The following is a 20,554-nucleotide window of genomic DNA, read 5'->3' on the forward strand; positions in this document are numbered from 1 at the left end:
AATGGGATGGTCCGCCTCGTCCTCCTGCCGCATCATGAGGCGGCCAAACCGAAGGAGGTTGCAATGCCACAGCGCAATATGCCGCGCCCAGCGGCTGTCTACGGAATTGATATTGGCAAGAACATCTTTCACGTTGTCGGCCTCGGGAGCGATGGCGTGCCAGTGCAAAAGGTTCGTTTCCGACGCGACACGCTGCTACAGTTCTTCGAGCGCGCAGCACCGGCGATCGTGGGTATGGAGTCGTGCGCCGGATCTCAGTGGATTGCCAGGAAGATACAGGCGCTTGGACATAAGGTGCGCTTGATCCCCGCGCAGTTCGTGAAGCCCTACGTGAAGTCGAACAAGAGCGACATCATCGACGCGGAAGCGATCGCTGAAGCTGCCACACGTCCAACAATGCGATTTGCTGCACTCAAGAGCGAGGAACAAGCCGATCTTCAGGCTTTGCACAGGATCCGGGATCAGATGATCGGAACGCGAACGCGTCTGATCAATCAGATGCGAGCTTTCTGCCTCGAATACGGGATCGCCCTGCGCCAAGGCGCAGGCCTATTCAAGGTCGACCTGCCGCACGCTGTCGAAGATCAATCCAACGATCTCTCGTCGGCAATGCGTAAGCTGCTCGCAGACCTGTTTGCCGATCTGCGCCAATTGGAACAGCGCATTGGTGACGTCACACGCGAGATCGAGGCGATCGCCAGTCGCGAGGATGTCGCACGACGGCTCATGACGATCCCTGGGATCGGAGCGTTGGGAGCCACCGCACTTCTTGCCGCGGTTGGCAACGGCCGACAATTCCAGAAAGCTCGCGATCTGGCAGCGTGGCTTGGCCTTGTGCCACGGGAATACTCGACCGGAGGAAAGCAGAAGCTTCTCGGCATCAGTAAGCGGGGAAACCGCTATGTGCGCAAGCTCCTTGTTCATGGAGCACGATCCTGCTTTCGGCACCTCGACCGAACACGAGATCGATTGGGGAACTGGCTGAATGGCCTTCAGGCACGAATGCACCCCAACAAAGCTGTAGTCGCACTTGCCGCTAAAATGGCCCGGATTGTCTGGGTCGTCCTGACCAAGCCTGGAGCGCTCTACGAACGCAGGGACCCTGCCTTCACCTGACGCTCCTGGCTCGATTGCAAGGCTCGAGAATAGTGATGACGAAACAGTGGATCAACATGCCGTAAGTCCTGTGCAAAAAAGCGGGCTTCGTGCCCGAACCATTTATTGGGAACGGCATGTGCGGATCTCATCATGGCCTGGCTGCAACCGCAGCCCACTCGCGAGAGGCCGGATACATTTATGCAACTGGAATCGTCATTTACGATGTCGCGTACCCTTGCACGGACGAGGCGGACCATACATTTTTGAGAGAAGCTCGCGGAGTGCGGCTGTATCCAGCATCTGCTCGGCGAGCAGCTTCTTCAACTTGGCATTCTCGTCCTCAAGCGCCTTCAAACGTTTGGCCTCTGACACTTCCATGCCGCCATATTTGGCCTTCCAATTATAAAAGGTCGCCTCGGAAATCCCGTGCTTGCGGCAAAGATCAGCCGCCTTAACGCCAGCCTCTTGCTCCTTCAGCACCCCAATAATCTGCTCTTCCGTAAATCTCTGCTTCTTCATAAGTCCGTCCTCGATGGGCCGGACTCTAATCCAATCTGGAGGAAATTCTCAGTGGCAGGTCACCTTCATTGGTCTCAACGGTAACGGCATTTTCAACCAACTGATCCATCAGCCAGCTGGCAGCTAGCGAAGCCGTGACAGCGCGGGTTATCTCAGGCGTGGCTGTAGAGCTATGCACGTCACCGATGACGTAGGATGCTGCAACCGTCGTCACCGCGGCCAGCGGGTTGCGATCTCCAAAAGCTTCGTACGGATCGCTGTCTCTGTAAGCAGAAAGCATGAAATTGTGTCGCCAGCCATATCCCAGGGCTGTTTTGCTAGTGCGGCGACCAGAGTCATAGTTCCGTGACACTGTCAGCCCGAAAGGAAAGGCGCGCGAGCCCACGAAAATATCATCGTGGTCATAATAGAAACTCCCCGAACGAAGATCTATCGGATCTAAAGACGACGGCGGCCGGAATTGTGTCTGGTTTGTCAATGCGCTCGCAGCAAAGGAGTTTCGCAAAGACGTCTGTACAGAAGAGTAACCTCCTTTATAGCCGCCTGCGATCCTCGCTGAATACGCACTTGAGACATAAGTGCTGCCCGAATACACCTCTTCCTTCTGGTAGTAGCCATTCCCGACCCACGCGTTGACGGTTCGGGAGCCATTTTGCGGAATTACGAGCGTCCTCACCCCGCTGCTCGGTGCTGCGAAGAACGCGTCGATGTTGTTTAGATCGGCAGTCGCCCATCCGCTGAGGAGCGGTCTGACAACCGAAAGCCAGTTCGAGTCGTTTGCCTCAATGAAGCCCGCGCCGGCTCCATTCGTGTAGTCGAACATACGCGGCGTCGATACCGCTTCGACGGACTGCATCTGTTTAACCGTGGAGGATTCAAGCGTGGCAATACGCGTTGCGGCAGCATAAAAAAGGCCAGCCCATGTCGCATCGGACACGCTCGCCTTCTTCTTGTTGGAACTTCCAAGGCTCGCACGAATATCGATATACGCGCCGCTGTTCCAGCCGACGATACCCATATCAGCATGGGCAGTTCTTGCGATGTTGAACAAGGTGTCGGCCACCCTCGAGCTCTCATAGGCTTGCGCAAAGAAAGCTGCGCTAATGGTCGCAAGGTTTCCGCCCATTACCTCCTCGGATGTGGATGCCGCACCACTCGCTACCGCCGCTGAAACCTTTCTCTGAAAACGCGTCACTGCGTCTCGACCGATCTCACCGGCCGAGAGCACCAGAACATATGCATAAGTGGTACCGACGGACACTCTTCCCGTGACGCTGTAATTGTTGAACAGGGTGGCATATGGCATCGAGACGGTGAAGGTAATGGTTTGGGACGTTGCAGCCGTCGCGGTGCCGGTGCCCACTGTTGTTCCGTCGAGTTTCAGGATCGGTTGTTTGGACGAACTGTAGGTTAGCGTTAGCCTTTTGCCAGCGATTTCATCGGTGAAGTAGGTCTTCGTAACCGTCGGGCTCGTACCATTGTCCGAGATTGCGACCGTGATTGCAGTGCGGAGTGAATTCGTCGCTGGTCCGCATGCTGATATCTCGCTGCACGTCGAGGTCAGCGGGTCGAATGTCGAGCCATAGTTGGTATTTGTGATAACGCGGCCGCCGAAGATTTCGGCCATTGATGCGGCAGCGTGATTGGTCCCGATATAGCTGGCGAGCGTAGCTGCGTATGTGTTCAGTTGAGTACTGATATTCGTCTTGTTGACGTTCTTGAGCGAGGTGACACCTGCAGGCAAGCCCGAGACGGTCGAAGATCCGGCTGTCGCCGCAGTCAGAAACGCCGAACGGTCGTAACCCATCGCCGCCGCGACATCTATCGGCTGATAGTACTGGAAAGACTTGAATGATGGATCAAGTCTGTACGTTGTCGTGCCCACGGTCGCTTCCGTGTTCAGCATCGTAAGCGTGACCTGTGCCGGGTTGAGTCCCGATGTCACACATGCGCCGCCAACCGTCATGCGGATGCAATTGGGAATAGATCCGTTTCCGAGCGCCTGATCAATCAATGCCGCGTCATCATCGACGCCGAGCAGATTCGAAACTGCTGCTCCGGAAAGATTGGCATTGCCATAACGGAAGTTTGCGGTGATGCAGGACTGACGCAAAAGCGTCACGAACAGCTGGTTCTGGTCCGCATTGTTTCCCCGCTTGTCGAGAAGCGTTTGTAATGCCCCTTTTTTGAGCCCAAAGGTCGGCGAGAACTCGATGTTGTAGTAAATGTACTCGTAGATTTGACTTAAGTTGTAATTCAACGCCCGGGCCAGTTCCGCGATTTCGGGATCGGCTGCCGGTGGCGTGCAACTTAGCGTGACGACGCCGGGAGCCGCCCGGACTGGTTCTGTCGGGATCAGGAACGCTGTCACGAAAGAGGTAATGGCCAATACGAACGCGAGCATTAATCTTCCGCATGAAAAGGCACAGCTTCGCATCGCCGGAACTCCAACGTTGGGTTAGACAGGTCTGATGATCTTGAGTGTTGATAAGTCTGCGGGATCGGAACGAATTGGTTAGGGCAGCCCGATTACCGGAGGCTTTTCCTCAACGGCGGTCCCTGCAGGCAGGGGGCGCATGATAATGTCAGGGCCTAGCGCATCGTTGCGCAGTTTGCTTTCCAGCGCTGGCGCGTCGGGTGAAGCAATAGCGAAATCGGCGCGCTTCATGCCGTGTGGCGTCGTATCGCCTTCCGGCAACTCATGCCCAAGTATAGCTTTGATATTAAATTTCATGAGCGGCTGATTGCCCGTTCGCGACTGAGCCGCGACAGGCACTGGGTCAATTGGGGGCAGTTTTCGAGATTTGAGAACCTCTTCGGCCTGCTCCGGCGTCATCGACGGCATCTTCAGGTTGCCGATTAACGGTTGATCGGGAATTGATGCCTGTTGTGCGGATGCAGTGCATGCCCCCGTCAACGTGACGGCGACAAGCATGGCTCGTGCTTTAGCATGGAGTGTCATGTACTATCCCCCAAAGTTCATTAGTACATGATCATACGGTGTCTGATGACGGAAGCGTTGTCAATCCTTAGTTGATTTTTTATTTTGAGGCCGCGAATTCAATATTCTTTGAGCTAAAACACAGGATCAAGAAATATTCAAAAATTACTCGAAGTCTCGCAACAACTAATTGATTTAAAATATAATTTTTCCGAATCCGCCAGACAAATCGTGTGGCGCGTATTTAGAGAAAAGAATATTAAGTTAGCGACTACACGGATGGATTGAATTTCACACATTTCCGGACTATGATCGATGCCTGATCTCAAATGGCAATATTTGTGAGAGTTCCGCGCTAACTTCAGGAGTTCGCATGACCCACCGTGCCTCAGTGATCCGGCAATATTTGCCCTACCTTACGTGCACGGCAGCGGTCGTGACTGCGGCTGTGAGCTATCTTTTTCTACCTACGCCTAAACTCGCCGAAGCTGCGACACCGGGAACGATAACTTATACATACGACAGCGTCGGCGGAATTCGAGGAGACGCCAATCCTACGGGCAACTCCGGGATCTACCAGTATGATAACGCCGGCAACCGAACCTCCATGACACTCAACTAGCTGACAAAGGCGGCGTGTTCAACAAATCCACGGTTCTTCTCCTCGGAAAGCTTTTTATACGCTACGCTCCTGATTTGGACAAACCAACAGGACGAAAATCAACCTCGATGGATGAATACGGCTGAGCAAACTGGACGAGGATTTGGCGCGTCTGCCCGACCAAGAACGTCGCTCTGTCGAATGTCCAGCACGTATCGAATTAATGGTCTCCGAGCGCTTGGCCGTGTGGGCCACCATAAGCCTCGTGAAACTTCTCTAACTCTTTGAGAAAAGAGTTTGCATAAAACCCTGAGCGGACCGGGAACGCTCGACCATCGAATAAAAAACTCAACACAGGTGACCGTTCGGGCTTTCGCTTGGGATGCCATGTAACGACTGGAAAGAAACCCCGAATATATATGGTATGAACTGACTTCACATCCTGCCACGCGACAAAAACAGGCTTGCTTAACACGCGCCGAACCGTGAACCCTTCTGGCGCGAGGGTGACCTTGGAGCGTCTGAATATGCTAGAAAGGTAAATCGTCGAGAACCAAGCAAACATCAAAGACAGCAGACCGAAGAAGACACCTGAAATATGACTCAACGTCGAAATAGAGAATAGGACCCATGTCATAGGAAGTAAAATTGCCGCTCCAAAAATGGAAAACCACCGGCTTGAATAATAAGTTTTCGTGTCCAATTTGCGCGCTCAAAAACGGTTTGGTTTTTGTTTCGGATCATATGCCCAAACGTCAAACATTGATATTCTGAATTCTCTCTATTTCATTGGCGATCCTCAAACGAACGCGCTCTGGGACCTTTTCAGTCTGCGACATAACCAACGCGCGGTCGAAGTAATCCTCTGCTTCATTCGAACCATACCGTTTATGCGCGTCTGCCAGCGTCAAACTGAGCGTGATACGAAGATAGTCCGTTTCGAGACGGCCATCGGTGTTGTTTTGCAAAGTCGCCTCTGTGGCCGTCAGTCGCGAAATCGCAATGGACAGGGCTTTTTTATTGGATGGCATCCGGGCGAAAATGCAACTCGCCAATCCGGCTTGAGCTTGGACGTTTCCGATAAACTGTGCCGAACAATCCTCGTAAAATTCTGTTGCGGTATCGTAGTCCAATCCGATCAATGCCGTCAGTTTGAAAATACAAAAATCAGTTTCACCCGAGACGGATGGCAGCTCACGTTCCATAATTTCGATGATTTCAAGCGCCTCGTTAAAATCTCCGAAGGCAAGTCTGTCAAACAGATCCCGGCCCAATTGGAGCTTTCTGACATCGCTGGTGGCCACCCGTGATGCCCATCGTTCCCTCGCGGCATCGACATTCCAGCTTCCGTCGAAGATGGATGGAAGATCCGCTTTTAGATCGTTCGGGTCTCCCATCCAGATAATTGAGTTCGAGCTGTCGATCACAAAACCCGCGGGTAGGCCGCCTTGTCCACTCGCCTCCAGCCACGTCCTCGTGACCAACCCTCGGAATAACGCCGAACTCTGCGAGCCGGGTTGTTCCAAGGCAAGTATCGCTTTTGACGCCCCTTGCTCGATAGCCAATGCGCAAGCGTTCGTATCCCGTACCATTACCGCGACACCGTGACACGGCACGTTATGTTCAGCACCGATCTCAGCGAGTTCCTGGACGATAGGAAGGCATCCGCCGCAGTCAAGATTCCACAAAACTACGAAGCTCAATCGATCGAATTTTGTCAGAACGGCGGCGGGGCCACCTACTCTTAACGGCGGAGCCTGATCCTTCGGCAGAAGTCGGGTAGCTTGCACGGGTCGCTCCTGCAATTCAGCACTCAAAATAAGCAAACTTTCCATATGGCCTACCACTGGGAACACAAAAGCAATCGACGGTCATGCCACAATTAATAGACCAGTGGCAGGGTTGGCCTTGCGGGCACAAAGCCATCGCTCTTGGCATGTCTTCGTCTTCCTGTTGAACATCGACATCGGAAGAATCATCTGAGCGCGCCGCTACATTGTGAACCAGTGATCCAGAAGCGACCAAAATACCTGGTCCCTTCAAAGGTGACGCAATCAGTTGCTCTCTCGGTGCTGCCCTCTGACTTCCCGGCACGTGGGGCAATTGTTTCAGGTTGTTGACGCTATAGGAAATCACGCCGCCATCATTTTGCGTATCGACGAGCCACATTTTCTTGTCCAACTCGGCCGACAAATTCAGGTCACGATAGTTATCAGTCAGGCCGTATTTTACCCTCAGCGCTGATATTTCGCCTGAGAAACCAATGGGGCCACCGATCTGGGTATAAATAAGGATGTTGTTGCTTACGCTTAGGGTAATCCCCTCATCGAGACGGATCTCTCGTTTTCCGTCAGTTTCAAAACGATAAGTTCGGATGGTCCCGTAGAAGTCCAGTGTTCGTTGAACCGTGTACTCGCGGTGACCGGTCGAGTTCGGTTTGGAATATGAGAGCATGAGCTATGTCGTTCCGGGAAGTCCCTTTTCCCATTTTTTCCCTGTCGTTCTGCACTTGGAAATGGTATTTTGCGCGCAAAACGGAGAAAATCACAGTTTTGCAATTTGTGAATGCATTTGTTCGCGGCCGTTCACAGATTGGGTTTAAATACATGAGTCAAAAAGGAAGAGGGCGGAGCATCCCGGCTGGCGCGTCTGATCGAGTTGCTGGCGGAAGAATGCACGCGCGAGGATGCGGGCAAAGAACTGATCATCCGGCGTATGCTGGAGGTTTTGCTGGTCGAAGTGCTGCGTCGGCCGAATGCGGCCAACGAGGCAATTCCGGCGGGACTGGTGAAGGGAATGCGTCTGCCGGGGCTTGCGCGCGCATTGTCCGCCATGCACGCCAATATCCGCGCGAACTGGACTGTCGCCGAACTTGCCGGCATCGCCGGCATGTCGCGCTCGGCCTTCGCGGCGCGTTTTCATGAAATGCTCGGCTGCGCGCCGGTTGAATATCTGGCCCGCTGGCGGATGGCGCTTGCCAGGGACGCGCTGATGCGCGGGCGGAAGTCGCTCGACGATATTGCGGATGAGATCGGTTATGAATCCGCCAGCGCATTCAGCACCGCTTTCCGCAGGAGAACGGGTGTCGCTCCGGGCAGCTTTGCCCGTGCGAACAGCGACAGGCACTGACTGCGCGGATTTTCTTCAGCCGTGCAGGTCACGGCGACGGCAGGAGCCTTTTCCGACCATCTAGAGGGAGTGACGTTGATCCGTGCCGGTATAGGCGCGTTCGCTCCAGAGCAGGGCTTTGCGCAGCCGATCCGATATTGCTTCGGTTATGGCGCCCACGAACAGTATATGGTCTGCGGCATCGATGGAACCGACAAGTTCGCAGTCCATGGACAGAAGCGCATCGGCAAGTCTGGGGCTTCCTGACGGCCAGGCATCCCAGTCCCCAACGCTGAACCGGTCCGGGTGATTTCCTTTGCCCGCAAAGACATCGGCAACCTCCTCCTGTCCTCTAGCCAGTGCCGCAACGGAGAAGCGTCGGCTCGCTGCGATGAGATCGACCATGCGACTGCTGGCGTCGATGGAGATCATCAGAAGCGGCGGTTCTGCGCTGAGCGGCATGAAGGAGGTGATTGTGCGTCCAACCCGCTCTCCGGCGTGGCAGGCAGCGGCCACCGCCACGGTGAAGGTTAGGCCGGCCATTGAATCCTTGAATTCACGCGGAGAGATCATCGGAGAGGCGCAAGCTTTCGGCGGAACATGCGCGTGATTGACCACACCACCATCAATCAGCCTGAGATTATGAGACATGATGTGCCGAGCTAACCGCCCGCTCCCGGATTTTTCGAAAAAATGGACATCTTCGCTGCAGCGCCATTCATGATGTCGGCATTGTCAGGCGGTGACTTTTTCTCGTGCACGCGCGGCCAGATACCGGAATAGTGGCGATTGAGGTCGAGCCAGACATGCAGCCCCGCTTCGGTATCCGGCCGGATCGCGGCGGCGGGACATTCGGCCTCGCAAATCCCGCAGTCGATACATTGATCGGGGTGAATGACGAGCATGTTCTCGCCTTCATAGAAACATTCGACCGGACAGACTTCCACGCAGTCCATGTATTTGCAGGCGATGCAGTTTTCGGTGACGACATAGGGCATTGAGACGCTCGAAGAGAGTTGCAGCCGGACGGCGGCTGTCCGGCTGCGCCTGATCCGGCCGGCCGCCCAGGGCAGCGGGACCGGCCGGATCGGTGGGGCTCAAATCAAAGGCGGGCGGCGACCGCCTGCCAGTTCACCAGATTGTCGAGGAAGTTTTCGAGGTAAGCGGGGCGCTTGTTGCGGAAATCGATGTAATAGCTGTGTTCCCAGACATCGCAGCCAAGAAGCGCCTTCTGCCCGAAGCACAGCGGATTGACCCCGTTTTCAGTGCGGGTGATCTTCAGCGAACCGTCGGTATCCACCACCAGCCATGCCCAACCCGAACCGAACTGGGAGGCGCCGGAGAGGGCGAAATTCTGCTTGAACAGCGCGACCGAGCCGAAGGACTGCGTCAGCGCATCTTCCAGCACCTTGGGGATCGCATGATTTTCCGGCCCCATGATTTCCCAGAAGAGATTGTGGTTCCAGTGCTGGGAGGCATTGTTGAATATGCCGGATTGCGCCACCGCACCCTTCTCATAGGTGCCCCGAACGACCTCTTCGAGGCTCCTGTTTTCCCATTCGGTGCCGACGATCGCCTTGTTGAGATTATCGACATAGGCCTTGTGGTGAAGATCGTGATGGAACTTCAGCGTCTCCTCTGACATGCCCGAGGGGGCGAGCGCATCATGGGCATAGGGGAGGTCGGGAAGCTGGAAAGCCATGGGGTATCCTTTGTCAACTGTTCGCTCAAGAGCATGGAAAGAGCCTTGCGAAAACAAGGTGACAGTACTTCTAGGACCTCAACCATGGTTCAGGTCAAGCGGTTTTTTCGCGCTGTGTCGTGCGCGCCAGTCGGAGTAACGGATGAATGTTTCGGAGTGCCAAAGCTCACCTTTCGCGATTTGAGACCGGCGTAATCAATGGTCCTGCCTGATATTGCCGCCGCGGCGGCGCAACATTGCGTCCGTTCTCGCAAAGCGGGAGGAATTCATGGCCGAGCCGTTGGAATTGGTGGCGTATTCTTCAGAGCAGCAGATGTCCCTGACCTGGTTGAATGGTATAAGAAACATCTCGGCATCGACAATCTGCATAAATCGGTATGGCAGCAGGACGCCGGAATGACGATTTTTGGGCCTTTCGCCAGAGACAGCGATTATTTCGACAGTGCTGAACAGCAATGGATGATCTCGATGCCCTCATCGCGAAGCTCACGGACGAAGGTGTAGAGGTTGAAACTCGGGCCGAATGGGATTCGGAGGTTGGACGTTTCGCCGGATACACGACCTGGAAGGCAATCCCGTGGAATTGTGGGAGCCCGCCCGAACCTGAAGACGTTTGCGCTCCGCAATGCTCGGACCGGGGGTGAGTGAGGCTAAAACATTCCCTTTGTTAGTCCGCAACCGCAATGGTTGACCACTGGATGAACTCCGAATTCGGCGATCGAGATCGAGCCATCTCATTGCCCAAATATGTCGCCGGCTGCGAAGCAATTTTAGTTTTCCTTAACTTTGGTACCTGTGAGGGGCTTGCAGGGTGATACGTATTGCAATAACTTCTGGTTGTTATTTGAATCAAAGGATCCATAGCGGGGAAATTCGGCGGATTGTCGTGAAAAATCACGGATGAAAAATGATAATCTTGCCATGACGTTGGTAGGATTGATTATTACGTGAATTTTTGACGTGCGCGGCTCTTTGAGCAAATGACTTACGACTATCGTTTCGTAATAAAATATACTACTTTAACGCTTCTTGGATCAGATGATCTGATCTATTAACCCGGTAGGGATCGACAGCAAGGACGGCTGCACAGTGAAGCATGAGCGGCATTGCCGCGACCAACTTCATTTCAAATGCAGGCCTCCTAAACATGCCCCTCGCTGCTTTCATTACTGGTTTCCGATCGCCACTTCCTCCTGATTTTTGTCTCGCAATTGTGATGGCGGTTCGAGTTTCCGCTTATTCCCCGATCGCTATCCAGGCAGAGCGGAATACCTTGGGTAATTCGAGGGCCGCGCCCAACAGTTCCAAATGGGCCGTCACCACCCTGCTTTTGGCGGGACTGCTCGCGGCAGAACCGGCAAGTGCCCAGTCGCCCGCCGATGATTTTTCCCGCCAACAGGATCAGCAACAGCAGTTGCAGCGGCTTGAAAACCTGAAACAGATAACCCCTGATAGTGTCATTGGCCGTGAGGGCGAGGCACCGCGAGGCGACGCGAAGCCCGATGATTTATGCTTCGATATCTCCCGTGTGGAGATCGAAGGTGCGGCGAATCTGTCTGCCGCTACGCTTGGAACACTGACGCGGCCTTTCAACGATCGTTGCGTCGGCGTTGCCGACATCACCTCCCTCCTCAAGGCCATCACTGACATCTATCTAGACAAGGGGTTCGTGACGTCACGCGCCTATGTTCCGCCGCAGGATATTGCCGGAACAGGATTGCTGAGATTGGTCGTTGTCGAAGGCACGATCGCGGATATCTACCTCAATGGTCAACCGGCCGAGCAGAACGGTTCATTCGCCACGGCCTTTCCCGGCATGAAAGGAAAGGTTGCCAACATTCGTGATGTTGAGCAGGGGCTGGACCAGATCAACCGTCTGTCGTCCAATAACGCCAAGACTTCGATGTTGCCGGGAAAAACGGATGGTACATCCATTCTCAACGTCGAGAACAAGCCGGGCAAACCCTGGTACGTGAGCATTTCCAATAATAGTCTCGGCCAGCAAAGCACCGGCTACTCCCAAAGCAATATTTCCCTGGGTTTCGATGACCTCTTGGGTCTCAATGATCAGTTGGGGCTATCTTATGGGCGTAGCGGCCCGGACTACCCCTGGGATGATGACGGTCGCGGGCGCAGTAACAGTTATTCGGTCAATACAAGCGTACCCTATGGCTACTGGACGTTTTCGGCGAATGGTTCCTGGTACGAATATGACAGCGCCATCCCCGGCAATTTCGGGTCTATCGAAACCTCCGGTAATTCCGGTCAGGTTGGATTTGGCATCGACCGCGTCATTCTGCGCGACAAGGACTCCATCACGACCCTCAGAGGCGGTCTCACCTACAAGCAGACCGACAACTTCCTTCTCGGTAACCGGATTGAGGTCGGAAGCCGCCGATACACCATAGGCACTCTGGGCTTGTCGCGTTCACAAAGAATACTGGGTGGCGTCATCGCCCTCGATTTTGCCCTTGATAAGGGTCTCGATCTCTTTGACGCGGTGGAGGCCGGAGAGCCCGGAGCCGGCACGGCCGATCCTCGGTTCCTGAAACTCAACACGACCGTCAGCGCGACGCGGCCGTTCGAGGCGGCTGGCCAGCGGTTCGAGTTAACCACGCTCCTCAATGCCCAATATTCGCCCGATAACATGTTTGGCGCAGAACAGATCGGCCTTGGTGGCCCCAGCAACGCACGCGGCCTGAGGGAAGGCGTCATATTCGGCAATAACGGGTTTTTCAGCCGCAACGAATTGACCTGGCGGACAATGCCATGGGAGGGCACCATTCTTGCGCCCGTTCTGGGCGAGCTACGCCCCTACCTCGGTCTCGATTACGGCCGGGTGTTCTCGCAGCATCGCTTCGATATCCCCGACGGCCACCTCGCGAGCTGGACCGTTGGTGCAAAACTCGTGGGGGGAAACATCAGCGCCGATTTTGGCTACTCCCAGGCATTTTCCAGCAGCGTCAATGGCGGGCGCGGAAATCTCATTTTCGCCAGCGTGACGGCACGCTGGTAGGCTTCAAAAGAGAATATTATGATCAACTCTTCTTTTCGCACCCCTAAATTATCTCTCGTCTCCGCCATGGTGGCGACAGCCATTGTCGTTTCCGGTTGCGGTGGCCGGGCGGCACATCCGGTGTCTTCGACCAACCCGGCCGACAGTGCTTTCGACTGCGCCGGCATAAAGCGCGAGTTCGAGGCCAACGAGCGGCAGGTGCTGGCGACGGTGAAAGAACGATCCGACGCGCAGGGTAAAAACGTGATCCTTGGTGCGACAGGTGTTCTTCTGTTCTGGCCGGCCCTTTTTTTCATGGATCCGAAATCGCCGGAAAAACTGGAGATCGACGCCTTGCGTAACCGCAATCAGGTCCTTGCCGAGATTGCCAGAAGCAAAAAATGCCCAGCTCCGCAATCGAAGCTGGCAGATGTCTACAAGAAACTCGACAGCAAGCCATCCCCGGCCGACACGAGCAGAAAAGACCGCTAAGCCCCAAATTCCGTCTGCCACGAGAGGCGAGCAACAATGACATCACAGTTTAAGCGTCTTCCACGCAAGACAATCGACCTCGCGTTGCTCGCTGGTGCTGGGACGCTGGCTCAAAAAATCATTGCCACCGTTGTCAGTTTTACGCTCCTGCTTCAGCCAGCGCTTCTTCACGCACAGGACATATCGCCGGAAGTTGGAGGATCTTTGGCAAATCGCCCCGGGATAGGGGCTGCTCCGAACGGAGTGCCGCTCATTGATATCGTCGGACCCAACAGCCAAGGTCTGTCGCACAACAAATACAACAATTTCAACGTCGGCACACAGGGCGTCATCCTCAACAACTTCAACGGCGAGATCGGTACATCGAAACTGGGTGGCGTGACACCCGGCAATCCAAATCTCCAAGGTAAAGGCCCTGCGTCCGTCATCCTCAATGAGGTCACGTCGCAAAACCGCAGTTCGCTTCTCGGTCCAACCGAAGTGTTCGGTGGCAGGGCCGATGTCATCATTGCCAATCCGAACGGGATCACCTGCGACGGCTGCGGTTTCATCAACACGCCGCGCGCCACGCTGACGACGGGTGTACCTGACATTGGCACCGATGGACGTCTCAATGGATTCACGGTGAACGCAGGGGATGTCACTTTCGGCCCTGGGGGTGGGAATTTTGCGCTCGGTGATGGTGCAGTCAGTCTGTTCGATGTCGTGTCCCGTACCATCCAGATCGACGGAACGATCTACGGCGAGGACCTGCGTCTGACCGCCGGTAGGAGCAAGTTCGATTATACCACCGGGGAGGCAACAGCGCTCGATGCCACCTCCGGGACACCTGAATACGCAATCGATGGTTCAGCACTCGGGGCCATGCAGGCCGGCCGCATCAAGATGGTTGTCACGGAAAAAGGGGCTGGCGTTCGCATGCGCGGCGACATGGCGGCCAATGCCGGTGAGCTCTCGCTGTCGGCAGACGGTAAAATTTCGATCGGCAATGCCTCTGGCAATAACGGCGTCAGCATCTCTTCGAAGAGCAGTGTTTCGGCCGGTCGTCTGACCTCGAAAAAATCGGTGTCGGTCAAGGCGGGCAAGGACGCCAGGGTCGCTTCTATCGGTGCAGAAGAGGATATCCTGATCAATGGCGGAGCAGGCTTCATCGATGTCGCCGGTACTCTCGGGGCGAGTGGCGCACTCAACCTTCTGGCAGACGGGCGTATTGCCTTGGCCGACGCGTCTGCTGCCGGACCTGTTTCGCTATGGTCGGGGGCTGGCTCCATTGCCATCAGCGGCACGGCCCAGTCTGGCGCGGCGATGTCGCTTACGGCGGCCTCAGGAGCGATCACGGCGGGCTCACTCCTTTCGAAAGGTGATTTGGCTCTGCTCTCCGGCCTTGATCTGGGGATTTCCGGGCTCGTGCTTGCAGAAGGGAATTTGCAGGCTTCGGCTGGCGCCGACATCCGCTATGACAGTCTGGAGGCAAACGGAGACGTTTTACTGTCTTCGACAAATGGTGTCATCAGCTTCGATAAGCGCACGGCCGCCGGGGGCGACATCAGGATCACGCAGCAAAATGCTGACCTTTCCAATAACAGGAGCAGACTTGCCACATCCGGCACGCTCTACATCAATGCCAATAATATCAATCTCACCAACAGCACGCTGACATCAGGCGGTATTGATCTCACCTCATCTGGAACGACAGATCTGACGGGTGCGCGGCTCAATGCTGTCACCGCGAGCAGCACTGCTGGTTCTGCTCAGGGATCAGGTGACATCGCGATCCAAACGGGTAGCCTCACTGCGAATGGCGCCACCAATATTCTGGCGGCCCATGATCTGACGCTGTCGCTTTCGCAGCTTGCCAACTCCGGTCAGCTGGCTGCTGGCAATGATCTTACCCTCAATATCGCCGGCAACCTGACCAACACCGCCACGGGGCTGATCTATGCCGGCAACGATGCCGCACTTTTCGTGGGCGGCGTGCTGGCCAATGATCAGGGGGCGATTGTCGCAGGTCGTGACGTCACGATTGCCGGCAGCGCTTCAGGCGCGCGCAATGCTGCTACGGTCAACAGTTCAGGTCTGATTTCCTCTGGTCGCAATATCTCGATCCTGACGGCAAATCTGCGTAACGAGAAAAGCGTGGCTCCGACCTATACGAGCCAGCAAATCTCAAACGCACTCGTGTCGGCTTATGACACTTATTATGCACGCCTGTGTGGAGATTGTTCATCTTCCGTCTCTTTTGCTGATAAGCAGTTCGTCATTGGTGCGCCCATTCGCCATGTCTATCGTGATGTAACCGAGGACCGCCTCACATCGGCTGGAAGCCCCGCGGCGGCGATCAAGGCGGGTAATACGCTTTTTGTCGATACCGTCGATCTTACCAATGCCTACAGCAACATTGAAGCCGGCTCCGGCATGACGTTTGTTGGCACAGGCACGCTGACAAATCTCGGCTTGCAGCTGCAGCGCACGACGTCGGTCAACTGCAATCAAAGCTCGGGTTGCCAATATTATCCTGATGTCATCTTCCAGTGGGAAGAAAGGCGGGACAGCGGCGATACCGGAGGCCATGAATTCTCATATCAAGTTTCCATGCCTGGCCCCAGCCCGTTTGGAACGCGGGATGCGTCAAAGGATATCGGCCCCGGACGAACCGTGGAAAGCGTAGAGGCGATCGGTGGGGTTCCAGCGGCAATCCGCTCGGGCGGAGCACTTGGTATCACCGGCTTTGCTGCCGTCAACAATACGGCTTCGGCCGGAACGATCGCCGACCGTGTTGCCGTTGCAGCGCCTGCGCCTTCGAACAATCCGACCGCATTGCTGTCCAGTATGACGGCAAGCGGTGCGCTGTTCACGCTTGGCGGCGTCGCCACCCCACAGTCCGGCGGTTTTGGCGGCACCATTCCTGGCCAGAGCTTTCTCTATGAAACCCGCGCCGCCTTCCTCGACGTCTCGAAATTCTACGGTTCCAGCTATTTCCTTGGCCGCATTGGCTACCAGCCGGATCGCCAGGTCCAGTTCCTTGGTGACGCCTATTTCGAGAACCAATATATTGAGCAGCAGCTCAGGCTGGCGACAGGCTCCGGTTTTACGGGGCAGGATTCGATTACCCAGATAAAGCAGCTGCTTGATAACGGAGCCGCCTATCTGGGAGCGAGCCAGCGCCAGTTCGGCCAACCGCTGACGGCTGAAGAGATCGCCAGCCTCACCGAATCCGTCGTCGTTTATGAGTGGCAGACGGTGAACGGTACGACCGTTCTTGCGCCGGTACTGCATCTCGCCGCCAATGACAGGGAAAGATTGAATTCTGCGGGCGCGCTGATCGCGGGCAATCAGGTGACGATCGATACCGGCCTGCTTGCAACATCAGGGATGATTGCATCGACTGGTGATCTTAGCGTTTTCGGTTCGTCGATCGCGGCAATCGGCGGCACCTTCACGGCGGGTGGCAATGCCTCGCTGAAGGGTAACGAGAGCATTCTGCTCGCCAATGCGAAGGTGACGGCCGGCGGCAATCTCGGCCTGACGTCGAATGGAGACATCAATATCTCCGTCACCGAACGGTCAACGACCAGCACTTTGCGCGACAAGCGGAGTTCTACGACAGTTGTCAGAACCACAAGTCAGGGCTCCGAGATCACCGCGGGCGGATCGGTCTCAGCCAATGCAGGTGGTAACCTCAACGTCATCGGCAGCACGATTGCCGCTGATGGAACGGTCGGTCTGAAAGCGACCGGCGATGTGACAATCGCTGAGGCCATCGACACCACCACGATAGATTACACCTACAGGAAAAAGGGCGGTCTGTTCGGCGGAAGCAAACAGACGACGAGCCACACGGAAACGCAGACCGTCGTCGGATCATCGGTTAGCAGTGGGAAGGGCGTGTCCATCATCTCAGGTGGAGATACCGTCGTCTCCGCCTCGAAGGTGACTGCCGGCGACGAGACCGACAAAGCCGATATCAATGTCAGCGCGGGCGGCGATCTGCTGATCGCGTCGGGCAAGAATACGGCGGAGTTCGAGCAGAGCTCCTCATCCAAGGGCTTTCTCTCGAAAAAGAGCTCGACGCAGTACAACTATGATGAAGCCACAGTCGGCTCCGAGCTTTCCGCGTCCGGCAATATCAAGCTGGATGCTGGCGGCAACGCTGTCATCGCCGGCTCGAATGTGACGGCAGGCGATGCGATCGGCGTTGCGGGCGACAGCGTCGCCATCATCGGGGCCGAGGAACAGCATGCGCTGGAAAGCTCGAGCAAGAAGTCCGGTCTGTTCGCCGGTTCCGGCGGTGGTTTCCTCTCGCTATGGGGCAAGGAGCAGAAAGAAAGGAGCCAATCGTCCGGTCTTAACGTTGGCTCCGGGCTGAGCGCTGGAACCGATGTCACTCTTACGGCGCGCGAAAACGACGTCAATGTGATCGGCTCTTCCATCATGGCCGGCCGCGACATCGCGCTGGAGGCAGCCCGCGACGTCAATATCACTCCCGGGGCTGAAAGTGCCTCATCGCAGGAGAAGGAAAAACGCTCGGGCTTCGGCATTCAGGTGAAATCTGGCAACGGCAGCGCATCGATCGGTATCGGCTACGGCAAGTCGGTCGATCAGACCAGCCAGTCATCAGAGACTAACGCCAGATCCATCCTGTTTGCCGGTCGTGACCTCACGATATCAGCAGGTCGTGATGCTAACCTGCAGGCGGCTGAGGTGTCCGCAGAGCGTGATGTTGCCATCCTCGCAGACCGTAACGTCAACCTTCTCTCGGCGCAGGACAAGTCCAACTACGAACACATGCATGAGGAGATGTTTGCCGGCGTGACGCTATCAGTCTCGACCTCGCTGGTCAGCGCTGCCGACAGCGTCGGCAACGCGGCGCAGAAGCTTACGACCATCAACGACGGCTATTCTGCCGCCAATGCTGCCTTTGCATCGCTCAAGGCCTATGATGCGCTCGACACTGTCGTCAACGGCAATGTCGCTTCGGCCTCGCTCACCGCCGGCTTCACCTATACAAAAGACAAGGCGGCGGGGACGGGCTCTGTTCCCGTTCTCACCGAAATCAATGCCGGCCGCTCGGTAACGATCGAAGCCGCATCCGGCGATATCACCGGCCATGGCGTGCAAATCTCGGCCGGCTATGATGCTTATGGCCTGCCGGTCGACAGCGCCGACGACAAGGCCGGCGATATCACGCTTTCGGCCGGCAATGATATTACCCTTAAAAGCGCCGAGGCGACGCGGAGTTCGTCGTCCAGCAGCACGTCCGCCGGCGCCAGTATCGGCATTGGCGGCGGCGTCAGCCTGTCGGGTGGCGTCGGCGTCGGGCTGACAGGCGGCGCCAGTGCGTCCACGGCCAAGGCGAACGCCAACGGAACTACCCAGATCAACAGCCACGTCAGCGGTACCGGCGACATCGTCATCCAGTCCGGCAACAACACGACGCTCGCCGGTGCGCTCGTTGCCGGTGAGACAGTGACGGCCGACATCGGCGGCGATCTCACCATCGTCTCCGTTCCCGATACCGGCGAGACCACGAACAAATCCACCTCTGGCGGCCTTAGCCTCGGCGGGGGGAAGAGCCTCATCTCCGGTATTCAGATCGGTGGCGGTGCGGGGTCCGGGTCGACGAACTGGGTTTCCGAGCAGTCTGGTCTCGTTTCCGCGGACACGATGAATGTCACCGTCGGCGGCAATACCCATCTCGGTGCCGGCAAGATCGTCTCCGGCTCGGGCGATCTCACTCTCGACACAGGCACGCTTACCCATGAGAACTTCGAGGGCCAGAAGCAGTATGAGGGCTTCAGCGCCAATCTCGGCCTCGATCTCACCGGCGGCAAAGGAACCGATGCCAATCCGGTCGGCAACAGCACGCTCGAAGGCAGCTATCAGCTCGATGATACCCGCCAGAGCGTCCGCGCCACCGTCGGCCCTGGGGACATCGTCGTTCGCAATCCCGACCAGCAGGCGGCACTTGAGCACGACGGTGAAACAAATCCTCTCTCCGAACTCAACCGTGATCCGGGCAAGGCTCATGAGATCACAAAGGACAAACATGTCGGCATCGATTTCTATCTTTCAACCAACAGCCTGAAGGCTGCGGCAGAGGGGATCAACGTCGTCGGCAAGGCTCTTGGCGACGCCTTCGAGGCACTGGGGACGAAGCTTGCGGCTTCCGGTGATCTGACGCCGGATGAATTGGCGACAGCCCGTAAAGTCGCCAAAGCGCTGGATTCCGGCACACTCGATATCGCAGCGCTTGCGACCTGCGCGGGCCGGCAAGGCTTCAATCTCCTCGATCTTTTGTTCACGCCGGCCTATGCATCTGGATGCGTCCTGTTCGACAAAAACGGCAAGGAGATCGCTGAACTGACGGCGAATGAGCGTGAAGCCTGCATACAGATGCTGGCGACGCTGATGGAGACCTATACCGAGAAATATGTGACCGGTGCGGCTGGCAAGGGTGAACTGCCGGGCAGCGTCAAAATACTTGCGGCACAGTTACGCAAGGTTGGTTCGGACGAACAGCTGGTCGCGGGTTTCCAGGCGATCGGTATGTCGGCCTCGTTCATCCGGGATGTCACGATAAGGCTGACGCTCGGTGAGGAAGGCTACAAGGAATACAAGGCAGCGTTCGAGCCGCTTGCGGCAGCCGGCACGTTGGGCAAGGAGGCCAGCGAGCGGGCGATTGCCGACATTGCTGCCAAACACGGTCTTTCCTTTGAGGATACCAAAGACCTCAAACTCCTCGTCGGGGTCACTACCGCAGCAATCATTGGAGTCGTGGGTATCAAGGCAGGCGGCTCGCTCAGCAGCAAAGAAATCGAAATTGTTTCGAAACAAATTGCTGATGGTCACGCATTCCAAAAGCATATACTTGAAAAAGGCGAACTGGCTGGTATGGGCATACGAACTAGGGCGCAACTTGCCGACTTTATCAGCGAAACAATGAGGAAACCTTCAGATGTAAAGGCATTGGGTGGTGGTAGAACGGCATACTGGAACGACGAGTATCAATCGGTAATTATACACAACCCCAAAGCAGGAGACGGTGGGACTATTTTTCAACCAAAGAACGGAAAATTGTATTTTGACAACATGAGGTAA

Annotated in this window: 11 protein-coding genes and 3 pseudogenes; 6 read left to right on the forward strand and 8 right to left on the reverse strand. The window is 56.0% G+C overall.

Annotated features, from left to right (window positions below; translation table 11 throughout):
- Positions 1-63 precede the first annotated feature (63 nt).
- The gene (locus tag AGR7B_RS22585) at positions 64-1,116 is read left to right on the forward strand and encodes an IS110 family RNA-guided transposase (protein ID WP_080858174.1); all 1,053 of its coding nucleotides are present in this window, start codon (positions 64-66) and stop codon (positions 1,114-1,116) included.
- 228 nt (positions 1,117-1,344) lie between these two features.
- On the opposite strand, the pseudogene AGR7B_RS22590 reads toward AGR7B_RS22585, so the two are convergent.
- From AGR7B_RS22590 to AGR7B_RS22610, 5 genes and pseudogenes are all read right to left on the reverse strand, one after another.
- Positions 1,345-1,617: pseudogene (locus AGR7B_RS22590) on the reverse strand (transposase); the annotation flags it as partial.
- Between the two features lie 25 nt (positions 1,618-1,642).
- Entirely contained in the window at positions 1,643-4,021 is a 2,379-nt protein-coding gene (locus tag AGR7B_RS22595; RefSeq protein ID WP_080857959.1) for a DUF6531 domain-containing protein, read from the reverse strand.
- A gap of 111 nt (positions 4,022-4,132) precedes the next feature.
- On the reverse strand, positions 4,133-4,579 hold the full coding sequence (locus tag AGR7B_RS22600) for a hypothetical protein (RefSeq protein WP_162934232.1): 447 nt from the start codon (positions 4,577-4,579) through the stop codon (positions 4,133-4,135).
- 1,335 nt (positions 4,580-5,914) lie between these two features.
- Entirely contained in the window at positions 5,915-6,994 is a 1,080-nt protein-coding gene (locus tag AGR7B_RS22605; protein ID WP_162934233.1) for a hypothetical protein, read from the reverse strand.
- Complete coding sequence (locus AGR7B_RS22610; protein WP_080857962.1) at positions 6,966-7,613, reverse strand: hypothetical protein; 648 nt, start codon at positions 7,611-7,613, stop codon at positions 6,966-6,968. The genes AGR7B_RS22605 and AGR7B_RS22610 overlap by 29 nt, the downstream gene beginning before the upstream one ends.
- A gap of 168 nt (positions 7,614-7,781) precedes the next feature.
- Between AGR7B_RS22610 and AGR7B_RS22615 the strand changes: the two are divergent.
- Positions 7,782-8,288: pseudogene (locus AGR7B_RS22615) on the forward strand (helix-turn-helix domain-containing protein); the annotation flags it as partial.
- A 60-nt stretch (positions 8,289-8,348) separates the two neighbouring features.
- On the opposite strand, the gene AGR7B_RS22620 reads toward AGR7B_RS22615, so the two are convergent.
- From AGR7B_RS22620 to AGR7B_RS22630, 3 genes are all read right to left on the reverse strand, one after another.
- Positions 8,349-8,918 (reverse strand): flavin reductase family protein, encoded by a 570-nt coding sequence (locus AGR7B_RS22620; protein WP_162934234.1) that lies wholly within the window; start codon positions 8,916-8,918, stop codon positions 8,349-8,351.
- 11 nt (positions 8,919-8,929) lie between these two features.
- The gene (fdxA, locus tag AGR7B_RS22625) at positions 8,930-9,265 is read right to left on the reverse strand and encodes a ferredoxin FdxA (protein WP_080857963.1); all 336 of its coding nucleotides are present in this window, start codon (positions 9,263-9,265) and stop codon (positions 8,930-8,932) included.
- A gap of 104 nt (positions 9,266-9,369) precedes the next feature.
- A complete protein-coding gene (locus AGR7B_RS22630; RefSeq protein WP_080857964.1) occupies positions 9,370-9,969 on the reverse strand; it encodes a superoxide dismutase in 600 nt (199 codons plus the stop codon).
- A 264-nt stretch (positions 9,970-10,233) separates the two neighbouring features.
- Here AGR7B_RS22630 and AGR7B_RS22635 point away from each other — a divergent pair.
- The 4 genes and pseudogenes from AGR7B_RS22635 to AGR7B_RS22650 all read left to right on the forward strand — a co-directional run bounded on the left by AGR7B_RS22635 (position 10,234) and on the right by AGR7B_RS22650 (position 20,554).
- Positions 10,234-10,576: pseudogene (locus AGR7B_RS22635) on the forward strand (VOC family protein).
- 489 nt (positions 10,577-11,065) lie between these two features.
- Positions 11,066-12,985: a ShlB/FhaC/HecB family hemolysin secretion/activation protein gene (locus AGR7B_RS22640; protein ID WP_080857965.1), complete on the forward strand. Its 1,920-nt coding sequence runs from the start codon at positions 11,066-11,068 to the stop codon at positions 12,983-12,985.
- Positions 12,986-13,051: 66 nt separating this feature from the next.
- Positions 13,052-13,456, forward strand: coding sequence for a hypothetical protein (locus tag AGR7B_RS22645; protein WP_374997074.1), 405 nt, complete (start codon positions 13,052-13,054; stop codon positions 13,454-13,456).
- Between the two features lie 36 nt (positions 13,457-13,492).
- On the forward strand, positions 13,493-20,554 hold the full coding sequence (locus tag AGR7B_RS22650; protein WP_080857967.1) for a hemagglutinin repeat-containing protein: 7,062 nt from the start codon (positions 13,493-13,495) through the stop codon (positions 20,552-20,554).

The organism is Agrobacterium deltaense RV3, from assembly GCF_900013505.1.
In the GTDB taxonomy this organism is placed as follows: domain Bacteria; phylum Pseudomonadota; class Alphaproteobacteria; order Rhizobiales; family Rhizobiaceae; genus Agrobacterium; species Agrobacterium leguminum.